The 26,662-nt window shown below is 72.9% G+C and carries 24 protein-coding genes and 1 pseudogene; 11 read left to right on the forward strand and 14 right to left on the reverse strand.

Features of this window, described 5'->3' with window-relative positions; all coding sequences use genetic code 11:
- Positions 1 to 152: 152 nt before the first annotated feature.
- The 3 genes from ABT093_RS30870 to ABT093_RS30880 form a co-directional block, all read right to left on the reverse strand.
- Positions 153 to 869 carry an LmeA family phospholipid-binding protein gene (locus ABT093_RS30870; protein WP_350570057.1) on the reverse strand — a complete coding sequence of 239 codons (717 nt, stop codon included), beginning with the start codon at positions 867 to 869 and terminating at the stop codon, positions 153 to 155.
- 166 nt (positions 870 to 1,035) lie between these two features.
- Positions 1,036 to 2,628 (reverse strand): hypothetical protein, encoded by a 1,593-nt coding sequence (locus ABT093_RS30875; protein ID WP_350570059.1) that lies wholly within the window; start codon positions 2,626 to 2,628, stop codon positions 1,036 to 1,038.
- A 5-nt stretch (positions 2,629 to 2,633) separates the two neighbouring features.
- Positions 2,634 to 2,933 carry a MoaD/ThiS family protein gene (locus ABT093_RS30880; RefSeq protein ID WP_350570061.1) on the reverse strand — a complete coding sequence of 100 codons (300 nt, stop codon included), beginning with the start codon at positions 2,931 to 2,933 and terminating at the stop codon, positions 2,634 to 2,636.
- Between the two features lie 680 nt (positions 2,934 to 3,613).
- Between ABT093_RS30880 and ABT093_RS30885 the strand changes: the two genes are divergently transcribed.
- The 5 genes from ABT093_RS30885 (at position 3,614) to ABT093_RS30905 (ending at position 9,176) form a co-directional block, all read left to right on the forward strand.
- Complete coding sequence (locus ABT093_RS30885) at positions 3,614 to 4,357, forward strand: response regulator transcription factor (protein ID WP_350570063.1); 744 nt, start codon at positions 3,614 to 3,616, stop codon at positions 4,355 to 4,357.
- Positions 4,358 to 4,502: 145 nt separating this feature from the next.
- Complete coding sequence (locus ABT093_RS30890) at positions 4,503 to 5,549, forward strand: LacI family DNA-binding transcriptional regulator (protein WP_350570065.1); 1,047 nt, start codon at positions 4,503 to 4,505, stop codon at positions 5,547 to 5,549.
- Between the two features lie 94 nt (positions 5,550 to 5,643).
- Complete coding sequence (locus ABT093_RS30895) at positions 5,644 to 6,843, forward strand: S1C family serine protease (RefSeq protein ID WP_350570067.1); 1,200 nt, start codon at positions 5,644 to 5,646, stop codon at positions 6,841 to 6,843.
- A gap of 57 nt (positions 6,844 to 6,900) precedes the next feature.
- Positions 6,901 to 7,677 (forward strand): response regulator transcription factor, encoded by a 777-nt coding sequence (locus ABT093_RS30900; RefSeq protein ID WP_350570069.1) that lies wholly within the window; start codon positions 6,901 to 6,903, stop codon positions 7,675 to 7,677.
- Positions 7,674 to 9,176: a sensor histidine kinase gene (locus ABT093_RS30905; RefSeq protein WP_350570070.1), complete on the forward strand. Its 1,503-nt coding sequence runs from the start codon at positions 7,674 to 7,676 to the stop codon at positions 9,174 to 9,176. Before ABT093_RS30900 ends, ABT093_RS30905 begins: the two co-directional genes overlap by 4 nt.
- A gap of 69 nt (positions 9,177 to 9,245) precedes the next feature.
- On the opposite strand, the gene ABT093_RS30910 is transcribed toward ABT093_RS30905, so the two are convergent.
- The 6 genes from ABT093_RS30910 to ABT093_RS30935 all read right to left on the reverse strand — a co-directional run bounded on the left by ABT093_RS30910 (position 9,246) and on the right by ABT093_RS30935 (position 17,001).
- Positions 9,246 to 11,039 (reverse strand): bifunctional metallophosphatase/5'-nucleotidase, encoded by a 1,794-nt coding sequence (locus ABT093_RS30910; protein ID WP_350570072.1) that lies wholly within the window; start codon positions 11,037 to 11,039, stop codon positions 9,246 to 9,248.
- 237 nt (positions 11,040 to 11,276) lie between these two features.
- Positions 11,277 to 12,626, reverse strand: a complete 1,350-nt coding sequence (locus ABT093_RS30915; RefSeq protein ID WP_350570074.1) for an ATP-binding protein — start codon at positions 12,624 to 12,626, stop codon at positions 11,277 to 11,279.
- Between the two features lie 37 nt (positions 12,627 to 12,663).
- Positions 12,664 to 14,235: an SCO6880 family protein gene (locus ABT093_RS30920; RefSeq protein WP_350570075.1), complete on the reverse strand. Its 1,572-nt coding sequence runs from the start codon at positions 14,233 to 14,235 to the stop codon at positions 12,664 to 12,666.
- 7 nt (positions 14,236 to 14,242) lie between these two features.
- Positions 14,243 to 15,541 carry a hypothetical protein gene (locus ABT093_RS30925; RefSeq protein WP_350570076.1) on the reverse strand — a complete coding sequence of 433 codons (1,299 nt, stop codon included), beginning with the start codon at positions 15,539 to 15,541 and terminating at the stop codon, positions 14,243 to 14,245.
- Entirely contained in the window at positions 15,531 to 16,358 is an 828-nt protein-coding gene (locus ABT093_RS30930) for a DUF8175 domain-containg protein (RefSeq protein WP_350570077.1), read from the reverse strand. Before ABT093_RS30930 ends, ABT093_RS30925 begins: the two co-directional genes overlap by 11 nt.
- A 292-nt stretch (positions 16,359 to 16,650) precedes the next feature.
- Positions 16,651 to 17,001: a DUF8827 family protein gene (locus ABT093_RS30935; protein WP_344344345.1), complete on the reverse strand. Its 351-nt coding sequence runs from the start codon at positions 16,999 to 17,001 to the stop codon at positions 16,651 to 16,653.
- A gap of 248 nt (positions 17,002 to 17,249) precedes the next feature.
- Between ABT093_RS30935 and ABT093_RS30940 the strand changes: the two are divergent.
- Positions 17,250 to 18,254: pseudogene (locus tag ABT093_RS30940) on the forward strand (C40 family peptidase); the annotation flags it as partial.
- A 397-nt stretch (positions 18,255 to 18,651) separates the two neighbouring features.
- The gene (locus ABT093_RS30945; RefSeq protein ID WP_350570078.1) at positions 18,652 to 19,377 is read left to right on the forward strand and encodes a phosphatase PAP2 family protein; all 726 of its coding nucleotides are present in this window, start codon (positions 18,652 to 18,654) and stop codon (positions 19,375 to 19,377) included.
- Between the two features lie 56 nt (positions 19,378 to 19,433).
- Here the strand turns inward: ABT093_RS30945 and ABT093_RS30950 are convergent, their stop codons facing one another.
- Positions 19,434 to 19,637: a hypothetical protein gene (locus ABT093_RS30950; RefSeq protein WP_350570079.1), complete on the reverse strand. Its 204-nt coding sequence runs from the start codon at positions 19,635 to 19,637 to the stop codon at positions 19,434 to 19,436.
- Positions 19,638 to 19,810: 173 nt separating this feature from the next.
- On the opposite strand from ABT093_RS30950, the gene ABT093_RS30955 reads away from it, so the two are divergent.
- Together ABT093_RS30955 and ABT093_RS30960 are read left to right on the forward strand one after the other, a co-directional pair.
- On the forward strand, positions 19,811 to 20,746 hold the full coding sequence (locus ABT093_RS30955) for an SCO4651 family lipoprotein (protein WP_350570080.1): 936 nt from the start codon (positions 19,811 to 19,813) through the stop codon (positions 20,744 to 20,746).
- A 203-nt stretch (positions 20,747 to 20,949) separates the two neighbouring features.
- The gene (locus ABT093_RS30960) at positions 20,950 to 21,189 is read left to right on the forward strand and encodes a hypothetical protein (protein ID WP_502884352.1); all 240 of its coding nucleotides are present in this window, start codon (positions 20,950 to 20,952) and stop codon (positions 21,187 to 21,189) included.
- A gap of 25 nt (positions 21,190 to 21,214) precedes the next feature.
- Here the strand turns inward: ABT093_RS30960 and ABT093_RS30965 are convergent, their stop codons facing one another.
- Positions 21,215 to 21,604, reverse strand: coding sequence for a metal-sensitive transcriptional regulator (locus tag ABT093_RS30965; protein ID WP_350570081.1), 390 nt, complete (start codon positions 21,602 to 21,604; stop codon positions 21,215 to 21,217).
- Between the two features lie 346 nt (positions 21,605 to 21,950).
- Between ABT093_RS30965 and ABT093_RS30970 the strand changes: the two genes are divergently transcribed.
- Together ABT093_RS30970 and ABT093_RS30975 are read left to right on the forward strand one after the other, a co-directional pair.
- Complete coding sequence (locus tag ABT093_RS30970; RefSeq protein WP_350570082.1) at positions 21,951 to 22,571, forward strand: DUF47 domain-containing protein; 621 nt, start codon at positions 21,951 to 21,953, stop codon at positions 22,569 to 22,571.
- Between the two features lie 5 nt (positions 22,572 to 22,576).
- Entirely contained in the window at positions 22,577 to 23,575 is a 999-nt protein-coding gene (locus tag ABT093_RS30975; RefSeq protein WP_350570083.1) for an inorganic phosphate transporter, read from the forward strand.
- A gap of 166 nt (positions 23,576 to 23,741) precedes the next feature.
- On the opposite strand, the gene pstB is transcribed toward ABT093_RS30975, so the two are convergent.
- The 3 genes from pstB to pstC are packed head-to-tail and all read right to left on the reverse strand — an operon-like array spanning position 23,742 to position 26,611.
- Positions 23,742 to 24,518, reverse strand: coding sequence for a phosphate ABC transporter ATP-binding protein PstB (gene pstB, locus ABT093_RS30980; RefSeq protein ID WP_350570084.1), 777 nt, complete (start codon positions 24,516 to 24,518; stop codon positions 23,742 to 23,744).
- Positions 24,519 to 24,563: 45 nt separating this feature from the next.
- Positions 24,564 to 25,637, reverse strand: a complete 1,074-nt coding sequence (pstA, locus tag ABT093_RS30985) for a phosphate ABC transporter permease PstA (protein ID WP_350570085.1) — start codon at positions 25,635 to 25,637, stop codon at positions 24,564 to 24,566.
- Positions 25,634 to 26,611 carry a phosphate ABC transporter permease subunit PstC gene (gene pstC / locus ABT093_RS30990; protein ID WP_350570086.1) on the reverse strand — a complete coding sequence of 326 codons (978 nt, stop codon included), beginning with the start codon at positions 26,609 to 26,611 and terminating at the stop codon, positions 25,634 to 25,636. Before pstC ends, pstA begins: the two co-directional genes overlap by 4 nt.
- Positions 26,612 to 26,662: the final 51 nt, after the last annotated feature.

Consider the following 26,662-nt stretch of genomic DNA (forward strand, 5'->3'; position numbering starts at 1 on the left):
TGGGATTTGACCATTTCATGGGCGTCGGGATCCGGCCGGGGCCCGGGCGGCGGGCGCGCGGAGGCCGGTCCGGAGCCGGGCACGGCAGCGCTCCGCGGCCGGTGCTGGACAGCGCGTCTCGCGGATCGGAACGGTGGAAGAGGCGGCGGGGATCAGCCGATGAGCTTGAGGTCCTTGCCCTCGAAGGCCAGCTGGAGGCCGTCCTCCCGCGGTGTGACCGACGCCAGGTTCAGACCGGCGGGCAGCGTGGAGAGGGTGAAGCTGATCGGGGCGAGGCTCTGGTCGGACACCCCGGCCAGCAGCGAGGCCATCGCGCTCAGCTTGAAGCCGTCCACCGTGACCGTGTCGCCCTGGCTGTGCACCGCGGCGTCGCCGACCGGGAACGGCCCCAGCGAGGCCTTGACCTTGCCCGGACCGCCGTAGGAGAGGCTCAGCCGGGTGCCGCCGCCGAGCGAGAGCCGGCCCACGTTCGGCACCAGCTCCGAGGCCGGCGGCAGCAGCCGGGCCAGGTCCGCGTAGGTGATCAGCCCGGAGCCGCTCCCGCTCTCCACGGTGGCACTGCTCATGTTGCCGCTCACCTCGACGCCGGACAGCCGGGCCTGGAACGCGTGCAGGGCCACCTCGTCCTTGCCCTCGCCGACGGTCAGGCCGTCCGAGGAGATCCGCACGTCGTCCAGCTTCTGCGAGACGACCTGGGTGAGGAAGGGGAAACCCTCGATCGAGACGTCCGGCTTCTGGCTCATCCGGCCGCTCTTCAGGATCTGCTCGGCCGCCTCGTCCTCGGCGACCCCGACGGCGATCCGGTCGGCGCCCACCAGCACGCCCGAGAGCACCACCACGCCGATCGTCGCCTTCAGCCAGCCGCGCATCGCTCTCCCCCGTCGTCGCCGGTCGCTGTCGTCCGCCGTGGCCGGCGGCGCGGAGCCGTCCCGGCGGCGGACCGGGCCGCTCCGGTGCGGCCTGCTCCCGCACGACCGTACGACGTCCCGCCCCGGAGCATGGTTCCGGGGCGGGACGTCGGGCGGGTCCGGGCGGTCAGCCGAGCAGCGCGGTGGCGATCCAGACCAGCGGCGCCGACACCGCGAGCGGCAGGGCCACGCCCGCCGTCATGTGCACGAACCGGGAGGGGAAGTCGTACCCGGCCACCCGGCGGCCGATCAGGGCTCCGAGGCCGGCCGCCACGCCCAGGAACGGCGGCGCGCCGACCGCGAAGCCCAGGCCGACCGCCGCGAGCAGGCCCAGCAGCGGGCCCGCCCAGCGCGGCAGGGGCAGCGGCGCGGCCGCCAGCAGGGTCGCCAGCGCGACGCCGCCGACCGCCGCCGGCACCCAGTCGGCCAGCAGCAGCGCGGTGCAGAGCACCGTCACCACGGTGGCGGAACCGAGCACGGTGAGCGCGTAGAACCGCTCCTTCGGATCGGCCGGGCGGAACGTCTGCAGCACCAGGACCAGCAGGAAGAACCCGCCGAGCGTGCCGACCACGGCGGCCGTGCCGCCGTCCGCGCCGGCCAGCAGCACCGCCACGTCGGCCACCACACCGGCCAGCGCGGCCAGCGCGATGCCCTGGCGGGCCGGCCACATGCCGTTCAGCCGGAACCAGCCGGCCGCCGTCAGACCCTGGAGCAGGACGAGCACCAGCGCCAGCGCCGGCAGGCCGATCGCCGCGCCGCCGGCCAGCAGGGCGGCAGTACCGGCGGTGATCAGGGCGGGCTGGAGGCCCGGGTCGTTGATCGGCGAACCGGTCCGGGCGGGCGCGGCCGGGGCCGGGGCCGGGGCTGCGGCTGGTGCCGGGGCAGCGGCCGGGAACGGCTGCCCGCCCAGCGACGGGGCCGGGCCGGGGAACGGCGCGGCCGGACGGGCGGGCGCGCCGTGGGCGCCGTGGGCGGCCCGGGCGGCCCGCGCGGCGCGGGCCGCGGCCGGGTCGGTCAGCACGGGAGCCGGGGGCTCGGGGCGCTTCAGCGTCATGGTCGGCTGGTCCAGGTCCTGCCCCTGGGCGGGGGCCGGCACGGGGGCCTGGGCCTGGACGGGCGCGGGGGCGGGCGTCGGCGCGGGCGGTGCCGCCCGGCGGCGCCCGCGCCCGGGCGGGGCCTCGGTGTAGGGCCGCGCCGGTCCCTGGGCCGACGGCTGACCCGGCGCCCGGACCGGCGGCCCGCCCGGCTGCTGCCCCGGCGCGGCCGGCGGCAGCGGACCGGACACCACCACGGGCGGCAGCAGCGCGGTCGCGGCGGCGTCCTCCAGCGGCGGCACCGGCGGCAGCAGCGCGGTCGCCGCCGCGTCGTCCAGCGGCGGCACCGGCGGGAGCAGCGCCGTGGCGGCGTCGTCCACGCCCGGCCCGGCCCCGTACGGCGGCTGCCCGTAGGCCTGCTGCCCGTACGGCGCGTGTCCCGCGCCGGGGGCGTGCGGCTGGGCCGCGTGCCCCTGCTGCGCATAGGGATCCGGCGCGTACGCCTGCTGCGGGGCATAGGGATAAGGCGCCTGCCCGGGCTGGTAGCCCTGCGGCGCCTGCTGCTGCGGTTGCGGCTGCCCGTACGGGTACTGCGGCTGGTACGGCGCCTGCGGATGCTGGGGGTGGGGCTGCTGGGGGTGCGGCTGCTGCGGCTGCCCCTCGGGGGTTCCGTTCATCCCGGTCATGCCGCTCACCCGCCCGCGAACGGCGGAAGGACCTCGACCGTCCCGCCCTCGGTGAGGGCGACGGTCGCGTGGTCGCGGCCGCCCACCGGCGAGCCGTCCACCAGGTAGGAGCAGTGGCCGAGCAGCCGGAGCAGCTTCGGCCGGTCCGCGTGCCGCTCCCCGGCCTGCGCCAGCGCCTCGGCCAGGGTCACCGCCAGGTACGGCTCCTCCGCCAGCCCGGCCTCCGACTTCGCCGCCGCCCAGTAGCGGATCGTGCCGCTCACCCGAACGGCGGCCGCCGGGTCGTGCCCGGTGGTCGCGCCCATGGCAACCCCTTCTCGTCGTCCTCGCCCGGGCCCGGGTGTCCCGGCCGGGTCCACCACCGGGGCGCCCGTGCCTCCCCCGAAAGGGGTACGCATACGGTGCCGCCGATGTGTCCCCCATGATGGCGTGTTCGCCCTCGCGAGCGGCAATCGCCCTGGCCCGGCCTCCGGCGGCGCCGTCGCGAAGCTGTGGCCGGACTCACCCGGGGCGCGCCCGAAAAGGCCGAACCGCCGGATTCGAGCCCTCCCGGCGCGGGGGGCCGGTCGGCTATCCTCGATCCCTGAGGGATCCGGGCAGAGTCGCCCCCGGATCCTTTTGTGCTTTCAGGACACCAGTACGGACGTCCGTGCGAATCGTCGGCCCACCCCCGGCGTGCCGCAGGGACCGCCCCGCCGCACCGGCACAACGACGTGCCGGGACCGGGCCGGGGCGTCGGACAACCCCGGCTCCGGGCCGCCGCCCGGACCGGGCCAGGACCGGAAGGTTCGCGGATGGGCAGAGCAGAAACGGTGCAGCGGGGGTTGCGGGACCCCCGGAGCGTGCCCCGTTCGGCCGCGCGCGCCGCCGCGCCCCCCGCCTCCCCCCGGACGTCCGTCCCTTCCCCCTCACCAGCACGTGCGCCCTCCGGCTGTGGCGGCAGCCGGACCGCGACCGCGACGACCCGGAAAGGGGACTACCGGGTATGAGTTCTCTGCTCCTCCTCACCAACGCGCTTCAACCCTCCGCGGAGGTGCTGCCCGCGCTCGGCCTGCTGCTGCACAGCGTCCGGGTGGCCCCCGCCGAGGGAGCCGCCCTGGTCGACACCCCCAGCGCCGACGTCATCCTGGTGGACGGCAGGCGCGACCTGCCGCAGATCCGCAGCCTCTGCCAGCTGCTGCGCTCCACCGGCATCGGCTGCCCGCTGATCCTGGTGGTGACCGAGGGCGGCCTGGCCGCCGTCACCGCCGACTGGGGCATCGACGACGTGCTGCTCGACACCGCGGGCCCCGCCGAGGTCGAGGCCCGGCTGCGGCTCGCCCTGGGCCGGCTCCAGGTGACCACCGACGACAGCCCGATGGAGATCCGCAACGGCGACCTCTCGGTGGACGAGGCCACCTACTCGGCCAAGCTCAAGGGCCGGGTGCTCGACCTCACCTTCAAGGAGTTCGAACTGCTCAAGTACCTCGCCCAGCACCCCGGCCGGGTCTTCACCCGGGCGCAGCTGCTGCAGGAGGTCTGGGGCTACGACTACTTCGGCGGCACCCGCACGGTCGACGTGCACGTCCGCCGGCTGCGCGCCAAGCTCGGCGTCGAGCACGAGGGCCTGATCGGCACCGTGCGCAACGTCGGCTACCGCTTCGTCGTCCCGGAGAAGGGGGACAAGGGCGAGCGCGCCGAACGCGCCGAGCCGGCCCCCCGGCGCTCCCCGGCCGCCCTGGACGCCTGACCGGCCGGCCGGGCGGGCCCGCGCCCCGGCGCCCCGCCCGGCCTGTCCGGATTCGCCCCACCCTGCCCCGGGCCGCCGCGCGCTGCGCCCGCCCGGGGCGGGTCCCCCACTGCCCGGCCCCATGCCACACGCGTAGACTCCTCCCGTGGCCAAAGTGACGCGCGACGACGTAGCCCGACTGGCTGGTACCTCGACCGCGGTCGTCAGCTACGTGATCAACAACGGGCCGCGCCCGGTCGCGCCCGCCACCCGCGAGAAGGTGCTCGCCGCGATCGAGCAGCTCGGCTACCGGCCGAACAGCGTCGCGCAGGCGATGGCCTCCCGCCGCACCAACCTGATCGGCATGGTCGTCCCGGACGCCCGCCAGCCGTTCTTCGCCGAGATGGCGCACGCCGTGGAACGGGCCGCCTCCGAGCGCGGCAAGCTCGTGCTGATCGGCAACTCCGACTACGTCGACGACCGCGAGGTCCACTACGTCCGCGCCTTCCTCGGCATGCGGGTCTCCGGCCTGATCCTGGTCAGCCAGGGCCCCTCGCAGCGGGCCGCCGAGGAGTTCGCCGCGATGGAGGGCGCCAAGGTGGTGCTGCTGCACCGCCGCCCCGAGGCGATCGACGACGTCGCGGTGGTCACCGACGACGTGGCCGGCGCCGAGACGATCGTGCGCCACCTGCTGGAGGTGCACGGGCACCCGTACGTGGCGTGCTTCGGCGGCCCGGTCGAGTCCCCCGCGCCCGGCGACCCGGTCATCGACCACGTCGAGGGCTGGCAGCGCGCCATGGACGCGCACGGCCTGCCCACCCAGCCGCACCTCATCGACGCGCCCTTCCACCGCTACGGCGCCTACGACGTCGCGCTGCGCGTGCTGGGCTCCGAGGACCGCCCGCCGGCGATCTTCTGCTCCACCGACGACCAGGCCATCGGCGTGCTGCGGGCCGCCCGCGAGCTGGGCCTGCGGGTCCCGGAGGACCTCGCGGTGGCCGGCTTCGACGACGTGCCGGAGGCCGCGCTCGCCGACCCGCCGCTGACCACCGTCGCCTCCGACCGCGACGCGATGGCCCGGGCCGCGGTGGACCTGGTGCTGGACGACTCGCTGATGGTGCCCGGCTCGGACACCGAACGGGTCCGCACCTTCCCGTCGCGCCTGGTCGTGCGGCGTTCCTGCGGATGCTCGCCGGACGGCGCCCGGTCATAGCCTGACCAGGCTTTATGAGAAGTCAACGGGCTTCTCGGGGCCTTCTGAGCGATCTCTCACCGGATTCTCATCCGCCGGGCGGACGTTGGTCGCCATGAGCGATCACCAGCAGTGGCAGCAGCGCACCGGCGGCGAGCAGTACGACGGCCCGTACGGGCACCCGCGGCCCCGGGTCATCCCGGGCACCGTCCTCGACAGCGCCACGTACGACGGCACGGCGCAGGACGGCGCCGCGAACCACGGCGCCGGGTACGACGGCACGGGGTACGACGGCACCGGGTACGGCAGCGCCGCCCACCCCGCCGCCGGCACCCCGCCCCCTCCCCCGGCCCCGCCGTTCCCGCCCGAGGCGGGCCGGTCGGCCGCCCCCGGCGGCTCCGGTGGCCCCGGCCACCGCGCCCGGCGCACCGTGCTGCGCGGCCGGCTGGCCCTGGTCACCGCCGTCGCGGCGATCGCCGCCGTCCTCGGCGGGGTCACCGGCGGCGTGGTCGCCGCCCAGGGACACGACTCCGAGGCCCGCGGCCGCACCCTCGCCGGCCCGATCGCCGCCCGCTCCGACGGCAGTGCCGACGTCGCCGCCGTGGCGGCCGCCGTCTCGCCCAGCGTCGTCCAGATCACCGTGCAGACCGCGAACGGCACCGCCACCGGCACCGGCGTGGTGCTCGGCGAGAACGGCCAGATCCTCACCAACTACCACGTGGTCTCCGGTGCGGCCGGCGGCGGCCGGATCACCGTCACCTTCCACGACGGCTCCACCGCCAAGGCCTCCCTCACCGGCACCGACAAGGCCCTGGACGCCGCCGTGATCACCGCGAGCGGTGCCAAGGACCTCGCCCCCGCCGTCCTCGGCGACTCCTCGGCCGTCGAGGTCGGCGACCCCGTCGTCGCCATCGGCAACCCCGAGGGCCTCACCGGCACCGTCACCTCCGGCATCATCAGCGCCGAGCACCGCGAGGTCACCGTCCAGCTCGACGAGGGCACCACCAGCGGCAACGGCGGCTTCGGCTTCCCCCAGCTGCCCGGACTTCGCGGCACCACCCCGCAGAGCGGCGGCGAGACCGCCACCTACCAGGCCTTCCAGACCGACGCCGCGCTCAACCCCGGCAACTCCGGCGGCCCGCTCATCAACGCCGAGGGGCAGGTCATCGCCATCAACTCGGCCATGTACTCGCCGAGCGGCTCCAGCGCCACGGCCGGCGGCAGCGGGGCCGGCAGCGTCGGCCTCGGCTTCGCCATCCCGATCGACGACATCAAGCAGGTGCTGCCGAAGCTGCAGTCCGGCCAGAACGTCTGACCACGTCCGACAATTGACCCGAGCAGGCCCTCCCGCCACCAGAAAGGGCAACCGCCGATGACCCCGTCCGCCGACGACCGCACTGCCGCCGAGCCCGGGCAGCAGACCACCGCCCGGCTCCTCGTGGTCGACGACGAACCCGCCCTCCGGGACGCCCTGGAGAGCAGCCTCGCCTTCGAGGGCTACGAGGTCGCCACCGCCACCGACGGCTACGAGGCCCTTGAGTCCGTCGAACGCGACCGGCCTGACCTCGTCCTGCTCGACATCATGATGCCCCGGATGGACGGCCTGACCGCCGTGCGCCGGATGCGCTCGCGCGGCGACACCGTCCCGGTGCTGATGCTCACCGCCCGGGACGCCGTCGGCGACCGGGTCACCGGCCTCGACGTCGGCGCCGACGACTACCTCGCCAAGCCCTTCGAACTCGACGAGCTGCTCGCCCGGGTGCGGGCCCTGCTGCGGCGCAACGCGCTCGCCGCCGAGGCCGCCGCCCGGGCGGCCGCCGTCGAGGAGGAGACCGACGTCCTCGCCTTCGCCGACCTGCGGATGAACACCGCCACCCGCGAGGTCACCCGGGCCGGCCTGCCGGTGGAGCTGACCCGCACCGAGTTCATGCTGCTGGAGATGTTCCTCGCCCACCCCCGCCAGGTGCTCACCCGCGAGCAGATCCTCAAGGCGGTCTGGGGCTTCGACTTCGAACCCTCGTCCAACTCGCTGGACGTCTACGTGATGTACCTGCGCCGCAAGACCGAGCAGGGCGGACTGCCCCGGCTCATCCAGACCGTCCGCGGGGTCGGCTACGCGCTCCGCCCGGCCGCCGGCACCAGCGCGTGAGCCCCACCGTCCCGCCGCCCCCGCTCGCCCCGCCCCGCATCCCCCGCCGCGGCCGCCTCACCACCTGGTACCGCGCCCGCTCCCTGCGCAGCCGCCTGACGTTCCTGACGGCTGCGGCGGTGGCGGTGGCGATCGCGCTGTCGGCGCTGGCCTGCTGGTTCATCGTCGAGGAACGGATGTACGGCGTGGTCCGCAGCGACCTGGAGAACGCGCGGGGCGGACCGCAGCCGTTGCTGACGCTCGAAGGCTGCGCCGCCACACCCCAGGGGGCACTGAAGAACGTCCAGAGCTCCACGCAGCTCGCTCCCAACGGGGCCCCCGTCCCCCGCGACACCCAGTTCGTCGTCGTCGGCCAGACCACGATCGTCTGTCTGCCTGAGCTGGCCTCCAAGGCCATGGCCATCGAACCTGGCGACGTGAAGGCCCTGAACCTGAGATGGGACCAGTTCGTCATCCGAGAGGGGCACTACACCTCCGGCGAACCCGCCATGATCCGCATCTCCCCGGGCCGCCTCAAGGGCACCGACCAACCCGTACTGATCATGGTCGCCGCCTCCACCAAGGCCGTCGAGGACTCCCTGCGCCAGCTCGCCTTCCTCCTCGGCGGCGTCGCCCTCGGCGGCGTCATCCTCGCCGCCGTCGCCGGGCGGCTGGTCGCCCGCTCGGCGCTCAAGCCCGTCGACCAGCTCACCGACGCCGTCGAGCACATCGCCCGCACCGAGGAGGTCGGCACCACCATCCCCGTCCAGGGCGAGGACGAGATCGCCCGCCTCTCCACCTCCTTCAACTCCATGAGCACCGCGCTCGCCAACTCCCGCGAGCGGCAGACCCGGCTGATCGCCGACGCCGGGCACGAGCTGCGCACCCCGCTCACCTCCCTGCGCACCAACGTCGACCTGCTGATCCGCAGCGACGACACCGGCCGCCCCCTGCCGCCCGCCACCCGCACCAAGCTGCTCGGCAACATGAAGGCCCAGATGCAGGAGCTCACCGTGCTGATCGGCGACCTCCTCCAGCTCTCCCGCCCCGACTCCCCCAAGCCGGTCCGCACGCTCGCCGTGGTAGCCCTGCACGAGATCGCCGACCGGGCCGTGGAACGCGCCAAGCTGCGCGGCCCCGGGCTGGTCTTCGAGACCGCCACCACCCCCTGGTACGTGCACGCCGACGCCGCCGCCCTGGAACGCGCGGTGATCAACCTGCTCGACAACGCGGTGAAGTACAGCCCGCCCGGCGGCACTATCGAGGTCCGCCTCGACGGGGGCGTGCTGACCGTCCGCGACCACGGTCCGGGCATCCCCCCGGACGAGCTCCCGTACGTCTTCGACCGGTTCTGGCGCTCCCCGTCCTCGCGCCAGCTCCCGGGCTCCGGCCTCGGGTTGTCGATCGTCGCGCAGAGCGTCCGGGAGGCCGGCGGCGAGGTCTCGCTCGGCCCGGCCCGGAACGGCGGCCCCGGCACCCTCGCCGCCGTCCGCCTGCCCGGCGGTCCGGCCCCCGGCTAGGAACGAGAAGAGGGGCGGGGCGCCCCGACAGCGCCCCGCCCCGACCGGCTCACGGCCGGCACCGCCGGCTCAGCCGGCGGTGCCGCCCGGGCCGATGACCTTGATCCGGTCCTGCGCCGGGGCCTTCAGCGGCGCGGCGGCCGAGCTGTTGGCGCCGAGGTAGGCGGCGAAGACGTCCAGGTCGGAGGCGCCGACGAGCTTGTCGGTGCCGGCCGCGAAGGCCGGGAAGCCGTCGCCGCCGCCGGCCAGGAACTCGTTGGCCGCGACCCGGTACTTGGCGGCCGGGTCGATCGGCGCGCCGTTGAGGCGGATCGAGTCGACGACGATCCGGTCCGCGCCCTTGTTGCGCATGTCCAGCGTGTAGCCGAGGCTCTTGGACGGCTGGAGGATCTTCGGCGAGGCCTCGTTGGAGCCGCTGACCTGCTGCTGCAGCAGCTGGACCAGCTGGGCCCCGGTCAGCGTCTTGACCTGCATCATGTTGGTGAACGGCTGGACGGTGAACGCCTCGCCGTAGGTCACCACGCCGTCACCCTCGCCGCCGCTCGCCTTGTAGACGAGGTCGGAGCGGATGCCGCCCGGGTTCATGAAGGCGACCTGCGCGCCGCCCTTGTCGGCGGGCGCCAGGCCGGCCTGCTGGGCGTCGGCGATGACGTCGCCCAGCGGCTTCTCCGGGTCGCTGTTGCCGCGGCCGTTGATGTCCGAGGCGATGTAGCCGATCGGGCGGTTGGCGATCGGCGCGGCCAGCTTGGAGTAGCGGCCGATCAGCTCCGTCATGTCCGGGGCCTTCTCGACCGTCCGGCGCACGATGTGGTTCTCGGCCTTGACCGACGGGCGCACGATGGTGCCGCTGGCCTTGTCGAGCTTCAGGTCGATCTCGGTGTACAGCCGGCCGAAGGAGGCGGCGCTGGTCACCGAGCGCGGCACGCCCTGCGGGTCGGGGATGGTGCAGGCGTACGCGTTGTGGGTGTGGCCGGTGACGATGGCGCCGACGGCCGGGTCGACCTGCTTGGCGATGTCGACGATCGGGCCGGAGATGCCCTGGCCGGCCGCGCCGCAGTCGTAGTTGTAGGTGCTGCTGGCCGGCAGACCGCCCTCGTGGATCAGCGCGACGATCGAGTTGACGCCCTTGGCCTTCAGCTCGGCGGCGTACTTGTTGATCGTGGCGACCTCGCCCGCGAACTTGAGGCCCTTGACGCCCTCGGCGGTCACGATGTTCGGCGTGCCCTCCAGAGTGACACCGATGAAGCCGACCTTGACGCCCTGGGACTTGGTCACCCAGTACGGGGCCAGCAGCGGCTTGCCGGTCTTCTCGTTGGTGACGTTGGCCGACAGGTAGTTGAAGTTGGCGCCCTTGAACGTGCGCCCCTCCTCGTAGCAGCCGTCGGTCGGGTGGCAGCCGCCGTTCTGCAGGCGCAGCAGTTCGGCCGAGCCCTCGTCGAACTCGTGGTTGCCGACCGAGGTGACGTCCAGGCCGAGCTTGTCCAGCGCCTCGACGGTGGGCTCGTCGTGGAAGAGCGCCGAGGTCAGCGGGGACGCGCCGACCAGGTCGCCGGCGGCGACGGTGATCGAGTCGTCGGCGGGGATCCGGGCCTGGCGCAGCGCGGTGGCGAGGTACTCGATGCCGCCGGCCGGGGTGCTGACCGGCTGGCCGGTGGCCGGGTCGATCTCCCGGATGGTGCCGGACGAGCCGGCCGGGGGCTCCAGGTTGCCGTGCAGGTCGTTGATGGCCAGCAACTGGAGGTTGACGGTCTTGGGCTTCTTGGCGGTCGCGGCCTGGGCCGCGGACGGCATGGCCACCGTGCCGACGAGGCCGGCCGCGGCGACGACGGCCAGCGCGGACCGTCGGGTTCTGACGGAGAGCATGTAGGGGGTCCCCTGCACCTGTGAGAGCGCCCAGCTGTGGACAGGCCCGGGCGCGCGAGACGAGTGTCGTTGCGCGAGTGCAGCCTAGGGTCAACGCGCGTAGCTGTCAGGCCCCCCGACGTAACGACAGGGTTACCTGCGGACGAATCGTCATCGGACTCTCCCCGCCGCGCCGCCCGGGCACCGCGACGGACCGCCGGCCGCCACGCCCCGGCCGGGGCGCCGCCGGAGCCGTCGTCACACCCCCGGCTCGGCCGCCAACTGCCGCTCGGCCCGCACCCGTTCGGCCACCGCGTCCTCGGTCATCGCGCGGTCGGTGTAGACCAGTGGACGCTCCGCCTCGGTGATGATGTGCTTCACCACCTGGACGTTGCCGTTGACGTCCCAGACCGCGATACCGGGCGAAAGTGTGGGGATGATCTCCACCGCCCAGCGCGGCAGGCCGAGCACCCGTCCGGTGGCTCTCGCCTCCTCGGCCTTCTGCATGTAGATGGTCCGGGTGGAGGCCATCTTGAGGATCGCCGAGGCCTCCTTGGCCGCCGCCCCGTCCACCACGTCGGAGAGGTGGTGGACCACGGCGACGAAGGACAGGCCCAGCCGGCGGCCGAACTTCAGCAGCCGCTGGAACAGCTGGGCCACGAAGGGGCTGTTGATGATGTGCCAGGCCTCCTCGACCAGGAAGATCCGCTTCTTGCGGTCCGGCCTGATCCAGGTGTGCTCCAGCCAGACCCCGACGATGGCCATCAGGATCGGCATCGCGATCGAGTTGCGGTCGATGTGCGACAGGTCGAAGACGATCAGCGGCGCGTCCAGGTCGATGCCGTCGGTGGTCGACCCGTCGAACATGCCCCGCAGGTCACCGTCGACCAGCCGGTCCAGCACCAGGGCGACGTCCAGGCCCCAGGACTGCACCTCGTCCACCGCCACGCCCAGCGACTCCACCGACGACAGCTCGGGGTTGCGCAGGGTGTCGATGATGTCGTCCAGCACCGGCTGACGGTCCCGGACCGTCGCCACCACGTGCGCGTGCGCGGCCTTCAGCGCGAATCCGGCCCGCTCCTCCAGACCGCGCCCCATCGCCACCTCGACGATGGTGCGCAGCAGCGACAGCTGCCCGGTCTGGGTGATCGCCGGGTCCAGCGGGTTGAGCTTCACCCCGCCGTCCCGGGCCGCCATCGGGTCCAGCCGGATCGACTTTATGCCCAGCGCGTTGGCGATCAGGTTCCACTCGCCGACCCCGTCCTCGCCCTGCGCGTCCAGCACCACCACCTGCCGGTCCCGGAACCGCAGCTGGCGCAGCACGTAGGTCTTCTCCAGCGCCGACTTGCCGTTGCCGGACTCGCCCAGCACCAGCCAGTGCGGGGCCGGCAGCTGCTGGCCGTACAGCTGGAACGGGTCGTACACGTAGCCCTTTCCGCTGTACACCTCCCGGCCGATGATCACCCCGGAGTCGCCGAGCCCCGGCGCGGCGGTCGGCAGGTACACCGCCTGCGCCTGCCCGGTGGACGTGCGCACCGGCAGCCGGGTGGTCTCCACCTTGCCGAACATCAGGCTGGTGAACGCGTCGGTGAGGTTGCCGATCGCCATACGGGGCCTCCAGATCAGTCGCTCGGCCGGTGCCCGCTCAGCGGCGGATTCCGGTGGCGAACGGCAGGGTGTTGACGAACGCGCGGTGGTGCTCGCGGTCGCACCACTCCAGCTTCAGGTAGCTCTTGCCCGCCGAGGCCCGGATCGTCCGCTTGTCCCGGGCCAGCGCGTCGGGGTTGCGCGAGGAGACCGTGATGTACCCGACCAGGTTGACGCCGGCCGCGCCGGACGCCAGGTCGTCACCGCGCTGGTCCACCCGGCCGCTGTGGGCCAGGTCGCGCGGGTCGACCGTGCGGTTCATCTTGGCGGCGCGGCTGGCCTCCGCCTCGTCGTTGGTCTTCTCGGTGAGCATCCGCTCGATGGCGACGTCGGTGGGCTCCAGGTCCATGGTCACCGCCACCGTCCGGATCACGTCCGGGGTGTGCACCAGCAGCGGCGCCAGGAAGTTGACGCCGACCGGGGTCAGCGGCCACTCCTTGATCCACGCGGTGGCGTGGCACCAGGGCGCCCGGGTCGCCGACTCGCGGGTCTTCGCCTCCAGGTACTGCGGGTGGGTGGCGTCCAGCTCGGCCGGCCAGGCGTTGCGCTTCGACATCGCCTGGATGTGGTCGATCGGGTGGTCCGGGTCGTACATCGAGTGCAGCAGCGAGGAGAGCCGGGCCTGGCCCAGCGGCTGGCGCACCCGGATGTCCGCCTCCGCCAGCCGCGCGCAGATGTCGGTCAGCTCACGGGCCATCACCGCGGCCAGGCCCTCGTCGTCCCGGGCCCGCCGCCCGGTCGCGGTACGGCCCATCGCGTGCGCCTCGGCGGCGAGGTCCCGGGTGTAGTGCATGCACGCCACCAGGTACGCCCGGTGCTGCTCCGAGGAGGTCGACACCATCGACTGCAGCTGGTCGTACGAGTCCATCAGCCAGCGCGGCGCGTCCGGGTCGCCCCGCCGCTCCACGTCCTTGGCGTGCGCGTCCGGGTCGGCCGGCAGGGTGCGGGCCAGGATCTGCAGCCGGGTCACGAAGCCGTCCCCGTTCGCGACGTGCTTCAGCAGCGTCCCGAAGCGGTCGACCAGCGCCTCCTGGTCCTCCGAGTCGCGCAGCCCGACACCCGGGCCCTCGATCTCGATCGCCGCCGTCACCGTGCGCCGCTCCAGGTGCATCAGCACCCCGACCTCGTCCGGCCCGAACGGAGCCGACAGCCAGCGCAGCCGCCCCACCCCCGGCGGCGGCCCGATCTCCACCTCGCGGCCGTCCAGCCGCGTCCCGGCGTCCATCGCGTCCGACTTCCACACCGCCCGGCCGCTGCGGACCGTCCGGCGGAAGGTGCGGTTGATCTCCACCCACTTGTAGAACGTCCGGCGCCGGTACGGCACGTACACCGCCGCGATCGCCATCGCGGGCAGACCCACCAGGCCCGCGATGCGCAACGGCAGGATCGGCATCATCAGGCCCCAGACCATGCCGAGGAAGGCCCCGAAGATGATCAGCACGATCTCGCCGGACTCCCGGTTCCGGCCGATCGGCGCGTTCGGGCGGGCCTTGCCGATCAGGTAGGTACGGCGCTGGTGCACATACGGCTGGGCGTACTGGGCGCCGTACTGGCCGAGTGGTTCGCTCACTTACCCGTCACCCTCCCTTCGCTGGATTGCTGTCGCGGCTCGGAGCCGAGGCCTGGGCCGGCGGCCCGGCCTGCGGCGGCGGCGTGCGCGCCGCGTGGGCGGCGATGCCCGGGGCGACCGAGCCGCCGCCCGCACCGCCGCCGCCCCCGCCGCCCGGTTGCGGGCCGCGGTCGCCGTGCGTGCTGATGCCCTGCCGCATGAAGTTCGCCGTCCCGTTGATCATCGCCGATCCCGCCGAGACCGCGCTCGCCCGGGCGCTGCGCATGCTCATGATCTCGTCGCCGAAGCCCGGAACGAACCGGTACACGGCGGCGCTCGCGAAGATCGACAGGAAGAGGATCGCCAGCCCCGAGAGCACCCGGGCGAAGTCGTCGCTCGCCCCCGCCCCGGCCGACACCGCCCCGGCCAGCCCGAGGATGATCACGATGATCGGCTTCGCCAGGTCCACCGCCACCATCACCCCCGCCCAGCGGCGCACGTGCTTCCACAACTGCTTGTCCACCAGACCCGCGTACACCGCCGTCCCCAGCAGCGCGCCCACGTACAGCATCGCCGCCCGGATCAGCAGCTCGATCCAGAGCACCGCCGCCGCCAGCACGGCCACCAGCGAGGTGATGATCAGGATCAGCGGCCCGCCGCCCATGTCACCCTTCTCCAGGGTGTCCGCGAACCCGCCCAGGTACGTCCCGGTGTCCGACTTCGTCCCCACCGCGATCGCCTTGGTCAGCCCGTCGGTCGCGCTCACCACCGTGTACAGGATCAACGGCGTGAACGCCGACGCGACCACCGTCAGCCACAGGAACCCGATCGCCTCCGAGATCGCCGTCGCCAACGGCGCCCCGCGCACCGCCCGCTTGGTCACCGCGAGCAGCCAGAGCACCAGCGTGACGATCGTCGACGCGGCGAACACCACCGCGTACTGCTGCAGGAACGACGCGTTGGTGAAGTCCACCTCCGTCGTCCCGTCGATCGCCCCCGACAGCTTCCGCACCACCCACGCCGCCGCCTGCGCACACCCCTTCGCCAACGATCCCAGCGGATCCGTCACCGTCCCGACCGTCCCGCTCCCGGGGATGACCACGGCGCCGTTGGGGGCACAGCCCGCGTCGCTGCCGGGAATCGGGAGGTCCACCTTCTGGCAGGTCGCCGTCGGGGACGGCGACGCCGTCGGCGAGGGCTCGGCGAAGACCCGCTGGGCCGCGAGCAGGGCACCGAGCTGGAGGGTCGCCAGCGCGCCCGCCAGCGTCCCGGCGCGGCGTACACCGCGGCGGGACGGGGGCGGGGCGACGGTCGTCTCAACGGGCATAGCGGAAACCCCCGAACTGCTGGACGGCGCCGGTGAGCTCCTCGGCGGTGGCTGCCTGTTCATCACCCGGCATGGGCGCGGGCCCCTGCCGGCTCGTGTAGTCCGTGAGCTTCCAGTCGCCACCCGCCCAACGAAGCGACAGGTTGAGCGTGAACCAGCTCGTCACCACCGGCAGCATGGAGCGCTCGCCGGCGAGGCCGTTCAGGCCGGTGCACCAGACCTCGACCTTGGTCTCCGCGTCGGTGTAGCCGACCGACTTGGTGCCGACCGGAACGGTGCGGCTGACGAAGGTGAGGCCCTTGGGCGCGCGGCCCTGGGCGTCCAGTCCGTAGCGGGCCACCGTGTCGCCGCCGAACCCCTGGTCCAGGCGGGACTGGAGGGCCGGGGCGGCCGCGGGGTCGGCGATGGTGGTGATGATGGTGTGGCGGGTGTCGGTGCGGAACATGTCGGCGGAGCCGATGGCCACCGCGTAGTTGGCGGCGGCGGACTGGGCGCCCTGGTCGGTGTGCGGGAAGCCGGAAGCGATGCCGTTGACGGTCGTGCCGACGGGCTGCTCGCCGCTGGGCCCGGGGCCCGCGCCGGGGGCCGCGGTGGCGGCGGCCCGGTCGGCGGAGCGGCCGGCGTCGGCGCCGCCGCGGCCGGGGTCGGGTTTGCCCCGGTTGGCGATCGAGATGGCCAGCACGAGCAGCGCGACGACCAGGACGATCGTCAGCAGCGTGCGCAGCGGCCTGGGCTGACGGCCGTTCGGCTGGAGGGAGGGCTGTTCGCCGACCGGCAGCCGCGTCCGGGTGTGCGGCTGGTCGTCGGACAACGGCACGGCGGCCCTCCTGGTGCGGGGAGCCGGCTGGCGGCTCCGGGGGCCCCTCCGGCCGTGGGCGGGCGCGGAGGGAAGGGGTGGTGGATGGATTCCCGGCGGGACTCCGAGCATTCACGGATACCCGGACGTGACGTCGGACTGGTCGGAGGGTCAGACGATCGGACCGGTCGGCGGGCCCGGGGGCCGCGCCGTCCACCGCCCGGTCACGGCGGCCCGGGGAGTCCGGAGCGCCCGAACCGCCGGATCCGCCCCGACTGTCCGATCTGCCCGATCCGTCAGATCTGCCTGATCGTCAGATCGCCATGCCGTACACAATGGTGAACAGAGTGCCGAGTGATCCAATGATGAACACGCCGGTCAGCCCGGCGATGATCAGCCCCTTGCCCTGTTCGGCACCGAAGCTGTCGCGCATCGCGGTGGCACCGATCCGCTGCTTGGCCGCACCCCAGATGGCGATGCCGAGGCAGCCCAGGATGGCCACGGCCATGACGACCTCGATCATCACCCGGGCCTCCGACCCGAGGCTCGCGAACGGGCCCCAGTCCGGGGCGATGCCGCCGATGATGGTGTCGATATTCGGCTTCTTAGGAGGGTCCTCGGCCAGGTGGCCGATCGCGATGCTGTGCACGCTGCTCTGGTTCATTTCCATCTCACCGCCCGATCAGGCAAATTCAAGGGCCCAGACCCCGCCCGCGCGAAGGGTCGGTACCTATTCTTGGCCAGATCTGATGTCGACTTGGCTACTTCTCGCGGATTGGTCGTGAGGCATCGGACACGTACGCGAGGATGTCCACCGTACGAAGGATAGCGCTCACTCTTTGTATCTCTGATGATTGCGGTGAGCAACGCCTTCCGGGACACTTCGACTGACGATTCGTCGGGATGGTGCTGATGGTACTCCGGAAGGGCGGTACGGCCGCCGCTGCTGCGGGAGTTGTCCTCGCCGGCTTCGTCGGCCTGGTGACGCTCGGGACGTATGCGGCGAGCGGGACGCCACAGCAACAGGGCAATGCCGCAGGCCTCTCCCCGGGAACCGTTCCGGCCGCGTACCAGGGGCCGATCGAGCAGTGGGGCCGGCTCTGCCCCGATCTCTCCCCCCCGTTGCTCGCGGCGCAGTTGTACCAGGAAAGCGGCTTCAACCCGCGGGCCCGCTCCGGTGTCGGCGCGGAGGGCCTGGCGCAGTTCATGCCGGGCACCTGGGCGTCGTACGGCACGGACGGGAACAACGACGGCCGCAGGGACCCCTGGGACCCGCTGGACGCCATCGCCTCGGCGGCCACCTTCGACTGCGCGCTCGCCAGGGACGTGGCCAAGATCCCGGGCGACCGCCAGTCCAACATGCTGGCCGCCTACAACGCCGGGCCGGGCGCGGTGACGAAGTACCGGGGCGTGCCGCCGTACCGGGAGACCCAGGGGTACGTGCGGAACATCCTGGCGACGGCCCGCAGCTTCGCCGCCCCGGCCGACCCGGCCGCCCCGGTGGAGGTCTCGGCGCAGTCGGCGGGCGCGATCTACTTCGCCCAGACCAAGCTCGGCACCCCGTACCTGTGGGGCGGCGACGGCAAGCCGTGGCAGCAGGGACGGTTCGACTGCTCCGGGCTCACCAGGGCCGCGTTCGAGAGCGTGGGCATCATCCTCCCCCGGGTCGCCAACGACCAGTGGTACGCCGGGCCGCACCCGTCGCGCGACCAGCTGCGCCCGGGGGACCTGGTGTTCTGGGCGACCGATCTGACCGATCCGCGGAGCATCCACCACGTCGGCATCTACGTGGGCGGCGGATACATGATCGACGCGCCGCACACCGGCGCGGTGATCCGCTACGACAAGATCGACACCCGGGAGTACATCGGCGCCACCCGGGTCACCTCGGACGGCGCCCAGGCCCTGCCGAACCGCAACGACGACGACGGCCAGGTGATCGCCCCGAGCCGCCCCGGCGACCCGGCCCCCACCACGCCCACCCCCGCCCCGGCCGCCCCGACCACCCCGGCGGCGCAGGCGGCCGTCCAGGCCGCCCCGCCCGGCCGGGCCGCCGGCGCCGTCGCCACCGGCAGCGGCAGCGGAACGGCAGGTCCAGGTCAACTCCCCGCAAAGAACTGATTCCCGCCCACCCGCCGGGTGTGCGCGCGGTGTGGACGCTGAGTCAAGTTTCCATAACTGCGCGTTTCCGTGGAACGCTGTACGCCGGTGATGACGTTGTGTCCGTTGGTCCACCGTCAACCGCCCCGAGCCGGGCGGTGGCGTGGGCCACGGAGCAAGGACCAGGTGCAGCGGACCCAGAAGGAGGTGCGGCGTGTCGACGCCGCTTGCCGACACGACCAACCCCGACCTCGGCCTGCTCTACGCCGTCAACGGCCTGGCCAGACACGCCCCGGCCTCCGTGGACCGCCTGGTCTCCTGGATCGGCGAGTACGGCATCCTGCTCGGCCTCGCCCTGCTGGGCCTGGTGGGCTGGCTGCAGGCCCGGCGGCGCCCCGACGCCCCGGTGGCGGTCGCCGGGCTGCTGTGGGCCCCGCTCTCGGTCGCCCTCGCCGAACTGGCCAACCTGCCGATCTCGGCGATCGTGGACCGCCCCCGGCCCTTCGTGGACCACTCCGGTCTGGAGGTGCTGGTCGACGGCAAGGCCGGCACCCACTCCTTCGTCAGCGACCACTCCACGATGTCGATGGGCATCGCGGTGGCGCTCTTCCTGGTGAACCGACGGCTCGGCTGGATCGCCGGCGGCCTGGCCCTGCTGCAGGGCTTCTGCCGGATGTACATGGGCGTCCACTACCCGACCGACGTGATCGGCGGCTTCGCGCTCGCCGCCGCGGTGGTGCTGCTGCTGGCGCCGATCGCGATGGCCGTGCTGGTGCCGCTCTGCCACGCGCTCGCCCGCACGCCGCTCGCCCCGCTGATCCGCGCCGGACGGGGCGCCGAGCGGGGCGGGGGCCGTCCGGGTGCGCGGGGACGGCGCGGCGGCGCCCGGGGCGCGCTGCGCACCGAGGAACAGTCGCGGGAGTCCGACCTGGCCGCGTGAGCCGGACGAGAGACCGGACGACGCCCCCCGACGACGGCCCCGGGCCCGCTCCGGCCCTACCCCGGTCCCGGCCCCGGGGCGGCCCCGACGGTGGAGAGGTGGGCATCCGCCTCGCGCCGGGTGAGGTCACGCGAGCGCCGGGCCGGGGAGTACCAGCCGCAGCTGCAGGTCGCGTGGCAGAAGGAACCGCGTTCGCTGATCTCGACGCGGTGTTCGGGCATCCGGGCGGTGCCGGGAACGGCCGGCAGCTCACTGTGCACGTGCTTCACCGTAACGCGCCGGACCACCGCCGCGCGACGCCCGCGGCACACCCGACGCACCCGGCCCCGTAACCTCTCGCGTCCCAACTCGTTTGCCCGGAAAGAGCTCTGCCCACCCGCTGGTGGTGGCCGGCGGGGCAGTCGGGCCCGAGGGGGTTGTCGCGAGGATGAAGATGACCGACCAGCAGCACAGCGGCCGGGCGGGCGGCCGCGCCGGGCGGCGGGTGCGTCCGGCGGCGGGTGCCGTCCTGCTCGCCGCCGTGCTGGCCGGGGCGTCCGCCCTGGCCGGCTGCTCGCCGGACGGTGCGGACGGCGCGAGCGCCGCCTCCGCCGAGCAGCAGGCGAGCGGCGACCCCGGCCGGATCTCCGCCGACCGGCTCGCCGCCGATCCGCTGGAGGCGGTCCGCGCCGCCGCCGACATCACCGGCCGCTCGGGCTCCGCGCACGCCGCCACCGAGCTGGTGACCGAGTCGGCGGAGAAGAAGGCGGTCTTCACCGGCGCCGGCGGCTACGACTACGTGAAGCGGATCGGGCGGCTGGAAGTGCAGGTGCCGCCGGGCGCCGCGACCACCGGCAAGATCGTCGAGGTGCTCCTGCCCGGCACGGTCTACCTGCAGAACAGCGGCGCCAAGGTGCCGGAGGGCAAGTGGGTCAAGCTGGACGTCCGCCAGCTGCCGGACGGCAACCTGGTCAGCGGCGGCGCCACCGACCCGTCGTCCGCCGCGGGCGCGCTGCGCGGCGCCCAGAAGGCCGAGCTGGTCGGCACCGAGCCGCTGGGCGGGGTGGCCCTGAAGCACTTCCGCGGCACCCTGGACCTCGCCAAGGCGGCCGACGCCACCGGCGGGCGCGGCGGGGACGGCCTGCGGATGGGGGCGCAGACCTTCACCGTGAAGGAGGTCCCCTACGACGTCTGGCTCGACGACCAGGGCCGGCTGCACAAGGTGGTCGAGGTCTTCACCTTCGCCGGGGTGGCCGGTTCCAAGGAGGCCAAGGACCAGGTGAAGGTGGTCTCGACCACCACGCTGAGCGACTTCGGCGCGCCGGTCGAGGCGGCCGAGCCGCCGGCCGCGGACATCTACGCGATGAAGCCCACCGAGAGTCCGAAGTAGCGCACTGGGGGGCGGCGCGGGCGCCGAGGGCGCAGGCGCGCGGGGACGCCGCCGGTCCGGGTGGGCCCGGAAGCCCCCGGGCCCACCCGTTTCGGCGGCGCCGAGATGGCCCGTCCGTGCCATGTGGACGGGCTCCGAAGTGCCTAGGCTGGACGTCGGGTGGCTGCCGCCCGGGCTGGCGAGGCGCTGAAGGGGTGGTGCAGGTGATGTCGTCCACGGGCGGCCGCAGCGGCGGCCACGACGACGCGGCCCTCGACGAGATCGAGCTGGCCGGTGAGCTGATGATCGCCGCCACGGCCAGCAGCGGCGACCGGCTGCCGACCGAGCGGATCGACGAGGTGCTGCTCGACCGGCCCGACGGCGGTCCGGCCGCCGGGCCGGCCCGGGACCCGCAGGGCCGGGAGGCCCGGGCCCCCCGGGAGGGCCGGCGTCCGGCCGGTTAGCGTCCGGGGCCGGAGGGCGGCGGGGTCAGCTGCGCAGCAGCCGGCCGATCGCGGCGGTGGCCTCGGCGACCTTGGCGTCCAGCTCGGTGCCGCCCTCCTCGGCGGCGGCCGCGACGCAGTGCCGCAGGTGCTCCTCCAGCAGCGAGAGAGCGAAGGACTGCAGGGCCTTGGTGCTGGCGGAGACCTGGGTGAGCACGTCGATGCAGTAGACGTCCTCGTCGACCATCCGCTGGAGACCGCGGATCTGGCCCTCGATCCGGCGCAGCCGCTTGAGGTGCGCGTCCTTCTGGGCGCTGTACCCGTGCGGGCCGTGGGCGGCGTGGGCGTCCGGCGTCTTCTGGAGCGCAACGTGCTCGCCGTGCGGTTCCGCCCCGGGCGCCTGCTCCGGCTCGGTGCGCGCTTGCGTGGTGGTCATCGGCCCGCCTTCGTCTGAGTGCCTGCTGGCTGCGTCGGCCTCCAGTGTCCAACACCCGGGCCCGTCGTGGTGTTCCTCCGGCACGGCCGGCCGCCGCCGGGGCCCGCGGCACGGTTCCCCCGTCCGGGGAACACCCCGCTCTTCCCGCCGCACGGCAGGGGCAATCCGGGCGAGGTTCCGTCAGACTGGGGGCTCGTGCCCGCACCTGTGGTGCGGACGTGTCCACCATTGCGGCAGCCGAACGGAAGGGGAGGTTCCGGCTCCTCTTCGAGCACCCCATTTGCGTGATGGCGCTCGGTTGCACCTAGCATCGTTCAGTCCCCTACCCCGCACATCGGAGATTTCCGTGCGTTTTAGCCTGACCCCGAAGGAGACGAGCTTCTACGACATGTTCGCCGCAGCCGCGGAGAACCTCGTCGTCGGCTCGAAGCTCCTGCTGGAACTGCTGGGATCAGACGTGTCGGCCCGCGCGGAGATCGTCGAGCGCATGCGCGCCGCCGAGCACGCCGGAGACGACACCACCCATGCGATCTTCCACCAGCTGAACTCGTCCTTCATCACGCCCTTCGACCGCGAGGACATCTACACCCTCGCCTCGTCGCTGGACGACATCATGGACTTCATGGAGGAGGCCGTCGACCTGGTCGTCCTCTACGACATCCAGACCCTGCCGAAGGGCATCGAGCAGCAGATCGAGGTCCTGGCCCGCGCCGCCGAGCTGACCGCCGAGGCGATGCCGAACCTGCGGAGCATGTCCAACCTGACCGAGTACTGGATCGAGGTCAACCGGCTGGAGAACCAGGCCGACCAGATCCACCGCAAGCTGCTCGCCCACCTCTTCTCCGGCCAGTACGAGGCCATCGAGGTGCTCAAGCTGAAGCAGGTCGTGGACGTCCTCGAAGAGGCCGCGGACGCGTTCGAGCACGTCGCCAACACGGTGGAGACCATCGCGGTCAAGGAGTCCTGACCCCCGTGGACATGGCAGCACTGATCGCCGTCGTCGGCGTCGCGTTCTTCTTCACCTACACCAACGGCTTCCACGACTCGGCCAACGCGATCGCGACCTCGGTCTCCACCCGGGCGCTGACGCCCCGGGCGGCCCTGGCGATGGCCGCGGTGATGAACCTGGCGGGCGCCTTCCTGGGCAGCGGGGTGGCGCACACCGTCTCGCAGGGCATCATCGAGACCCCGACCGGCGACACCGGCATGGCGATCCTGTTCGCCGCGCTGGTCGGCGCCATCGCCTGGAACCTGGTCACCTGGTACTTCGGCCTGCCGTCCTCCTCCTCGCACGCGCTGTTCGGCGGCATGGTGGGCGCGGCGCTGGCCGGCGGCACCGAGGTGATCTGGAGCGGCGTCATCGACAAGATCGTCATCCCGATGATCGTCTCGCCCGTGGTCGGCCTGGTCGGCGGTTTCCTGGTGATGCTGGCGATCCTGTGGATCTTCCGGCGGGCCAACCCGCACCGGGCCAAGCGCAACTTCCGGGTCGCCCAGACGGCCTCGGCCGCCGCGATGGCGCTCGCGCACGGTCTGCAGGACGCGCAGAAGACCATGGGCATCGTGGTGATGGCCCTGGTCATCTCGGGCCACCAGGACCAGGGCGACCCGATCCCGGTCTGGGTGAAGATCTCCTGCGCCACCATGCTCTCGCTGGGCACCTACGCCGGCGGCTGGCGGATCATGCGGACCCTGGGCCGGAAGATCATCGAGCTGGACCCGCCGCAGGGCTTCGCCGCCGAGGCCACCGCCTCGACGGTCATGTACATCACCTCGTTCGTCTTCAAGGCGCCGATCTCCACCACCCACGTGATCACCTCGGCGATCATGGGTGCCGGAGCCACCAAGCGGCTCCGCGCGGTGCGCTGGGGCGTCGCCAAGAACATCGTGCTCGGCTGGTTCATCACCATGCCGGCGGCCGCCCTCGTCGCGGCGCTGATGTTCTGGTTCGTCCACCTGTTCTGGGGCTGACGCCGCCGGACGCCCCCCGGCACTCCGGGGCGGGACATGTGCGGACGCGACAGGGCCCGCCCCCCACATCTCGGGGGGCGGGCCCTTTCATGCTCCGCGGCGGCACCGCCATGCAGCACCGCGAAGCAGCCTGTGGAACGCCGCCCGGGCGGTCGGGCGGAACCGATCAGCCGAAGCGGCCGGAGATGTAGTCCTCGGTCGCCTGCACGGACGGGTTGGAGAAGATCCGCTGGGTGTCGTCCAGCTCGATCAGCTTGCCCGGCTGGCCGACGCCGGCCAGGTTGAAGAAGGCGGTGCGGTCGCTGACGCGGGCCGCCTGCTGCATGTTGTGCGTCACGATGACGATGGTGAACTGGGACTTCAGCTCGCCGATCAGGTCCTCGATGGCCAGGGTGGAGATCGGGTCGAGGGCCGAGCAGGGCTCGTCCATCAGCAGGACCTGCGGCTCGACCGCGATGGCGCGGGCGATGCACAGGCGCTGCTGCTGACCGCCGGAGAGGCCGGCGCCCGGCTTGTTCAGCCGGTCCTTGACCTCGTTCCACAGGTTGGCGCCCTTGAGGGACGTCTCCACCACGCCGTCCAGCACGGACTTCTTGCGCACGCCCGCGAGCTTCAGCCCGGCGACCACGTTGTCGTAGATCGACATGGTCGGGAACGGGTTCGGGCGCTGGAAGACCATGCCGACCGAGCGGCGGACGGCGACCGGGTCGACGCTGGCGCCGTACAGGTTCTCGTCGTCCAGGAGCACCTTGCCCTCGACGCGGGCGCCGGGGATCACCTCGTGCATCCGGTTGAGGGTCCGCAGGAAGGTGGACTTGCCGCAGCCGGAGGGGCCGATGAAGGCCGTCACCGAGCGGGGTTCGATCGCCATCGAGATGTCCTCGATGGCCTTGGTGGAGCCGTAGTAGGCGGACAGTCCGCTGACGTCGATGCGCTTGGCCATGATCGTTCGTCTTCTCTCAGTCTTCGTCGTACGTCAGTCGGTCGCTCAGTGCCCGGCCTTGGGCGACCGCCAGCGGGCGATGCCCCGGGCGATGAGGTTGAGCCCCATCACGAAGGCGATCAGCACGAGGGCGGCACCCCAGGCGCGGGCGTAGCCGTACTGGTTGTTCACCTGGGAGTACTGCTGCCAGATGTACATCGGCAGCGACTGCTGCGGCCCGTCGAACGGGTTGTTGTTGATGTAGTCGGCGCCGAAGACCAGCAGCATCACCGGGGCGGTCTCACCCGTGATGCGGGCGACCGCGAGCATCACGCCGGTGGTGATGCCGCCGATGGCGGTGGGCAGGACGACCCGCAGGATCGTCTTCCACTTCGGCACGCCGAGCGCGTACGACGCCTCGCGCAGCTCGTTCGGGACCAGCTTGAGCATCTCCTCGGTGGAGCGGACCACGACCGGCAGCATCAGGATGGCCAGCGCGAGGCTGCCCGAGAAGCCGGAGTAGTTGAAGCCGAGGGCGAGGTTCCAGACGGACAGGATGAACAGACCGGCGACGATCGACGGGACACCCGTCATGACGTCGACGAAGAAGGTGACCGCCTTGGCGAGCTTGCCCCGGCCGTACTCGACCAGGTAGACGGCGGTCAGCAGACCGACCGGCGCGGCCATCAGGGTGGCCAGGCCGACCTGCTGCAGGGTTCCGATCAGCGCGTGGTAGATGCCACCGCCGGGGCCGGACTGCCGCACGCCCCGCATGGAGTGGGACAGGAAGTTCCCGTCCACCACCGAGGCGCCCTGCTGGACGGTGTAGACGGTCAGCGCGAGCAGCGGGACGACGGCCAGGATGAAGGCGACCCAGACCACCGAGGTGGCGAGCCGGTCCTTGGCCTGACGGCGGCCCTCGACCTGCGCCGAGAGCACGTAGCTGATGACGACGAAGAGGATCGCGGAGATCAGGCCCCACTGGAGCTTGCTCTCCAGGCCGCCGACCACGCCGATGCCGCAGCCGAGGACGACGGAACCGGCGGCCACGCCGGCCGGGGCCCACTTGGGCAGCCGGTTGGCGGTCAGCGGCCGGCCGACCGGGCGGGCGTCCGAGGGGACAGAGGTGACGGCACTCATGCGTTGGCCCCCGAGTACTCCTTGCGGCGGGCGACGATCAGCCGCGCGGCACCGTTGACCAGCAGGGTGATCACGAACAGGACAAGTCCGGAGGCCATCAGCGCGTCCCGGCCGAAGGGCTGGGCCTCACTGAACTTCAGCGCGATGTTCTGCGCGAAGGTGCCGCCGCCCGGGTCGAGCAGGTGCAGCGAGAGGACGTTGCTGGAGGAGAGCACGACGGCGACCGCGATGGTCTCGCCGAGCGCGCGGCCGAGGCCGAGCATCGAGGCCGAGATGATGCCGGGGCGGCCGAACGGCAGCACCGCGGTGCGGATCATCTCCCAGCGGGTCGCGCCGAGCGCGAGCGCGGCCTCCTCGTGCATCCGGGGCACCTGCCGGAAGACCTCACGGCTGACCGCGGTGATGATCGGGAGGATCATGATCGCCAGCAGGATGCCGACGGTGAACAGGTTGCGCGGGGTGGTCGCCCGGGACTGGTCGAAGATGTACGTCCAGCCGAGGTACTGGTCCATCCAGCTGGTCAGGCCCTCCAGGTGCGGCACCAGGAAGAGCGCGCCCCACAGGCCGTAGATGATGCTGGGCACGGCCGCCAGCAGGTCCACCAGGTAGGCGAACGGCTGGGCGATCCGGCGCGGCGCGTAGTGGGAGATGAACAGCGCGATCCCGATGGCCACCGGGACGGCGATCGCCATCGCGATCGCCGCGCTGACGATGGTGCCGAACACCAGGACGGCGATGCCGAAGACCGGCTCCGGGGCGTCCGGCGTCCACTCGAAGGTGGTGAGGAAGTTGCCCTCGTTCTTGCTCAGCGCGATGACCGAGCGCCAGGTCAGGAAGCCCGCGATGGCGGCCATGACCGCCAGCAGCAGGATGCCCGACCCGCGGGACAGGTTCATGAAGATCTTGTCGCCGACCCGGCTGTCGCGCGGGCGGCGTTCCCTGCCGGGCGGGGCGGCAGGGGTGTTTGCAGTCATTGGTCTACTCCGGTCTGGTGGTGCGGCCCCGAGGGGGCGGCACCATGGCGG

Source organism: Kitasatospora sp. NPDC002551 (genome assembly GCF_040296005.1).
Classification (GTDB): domain Bacteria; phylum Actinomycetota; class Actinomycetes; order Streptomycetales; family Streptomycetaceae; genus Kitasatospora.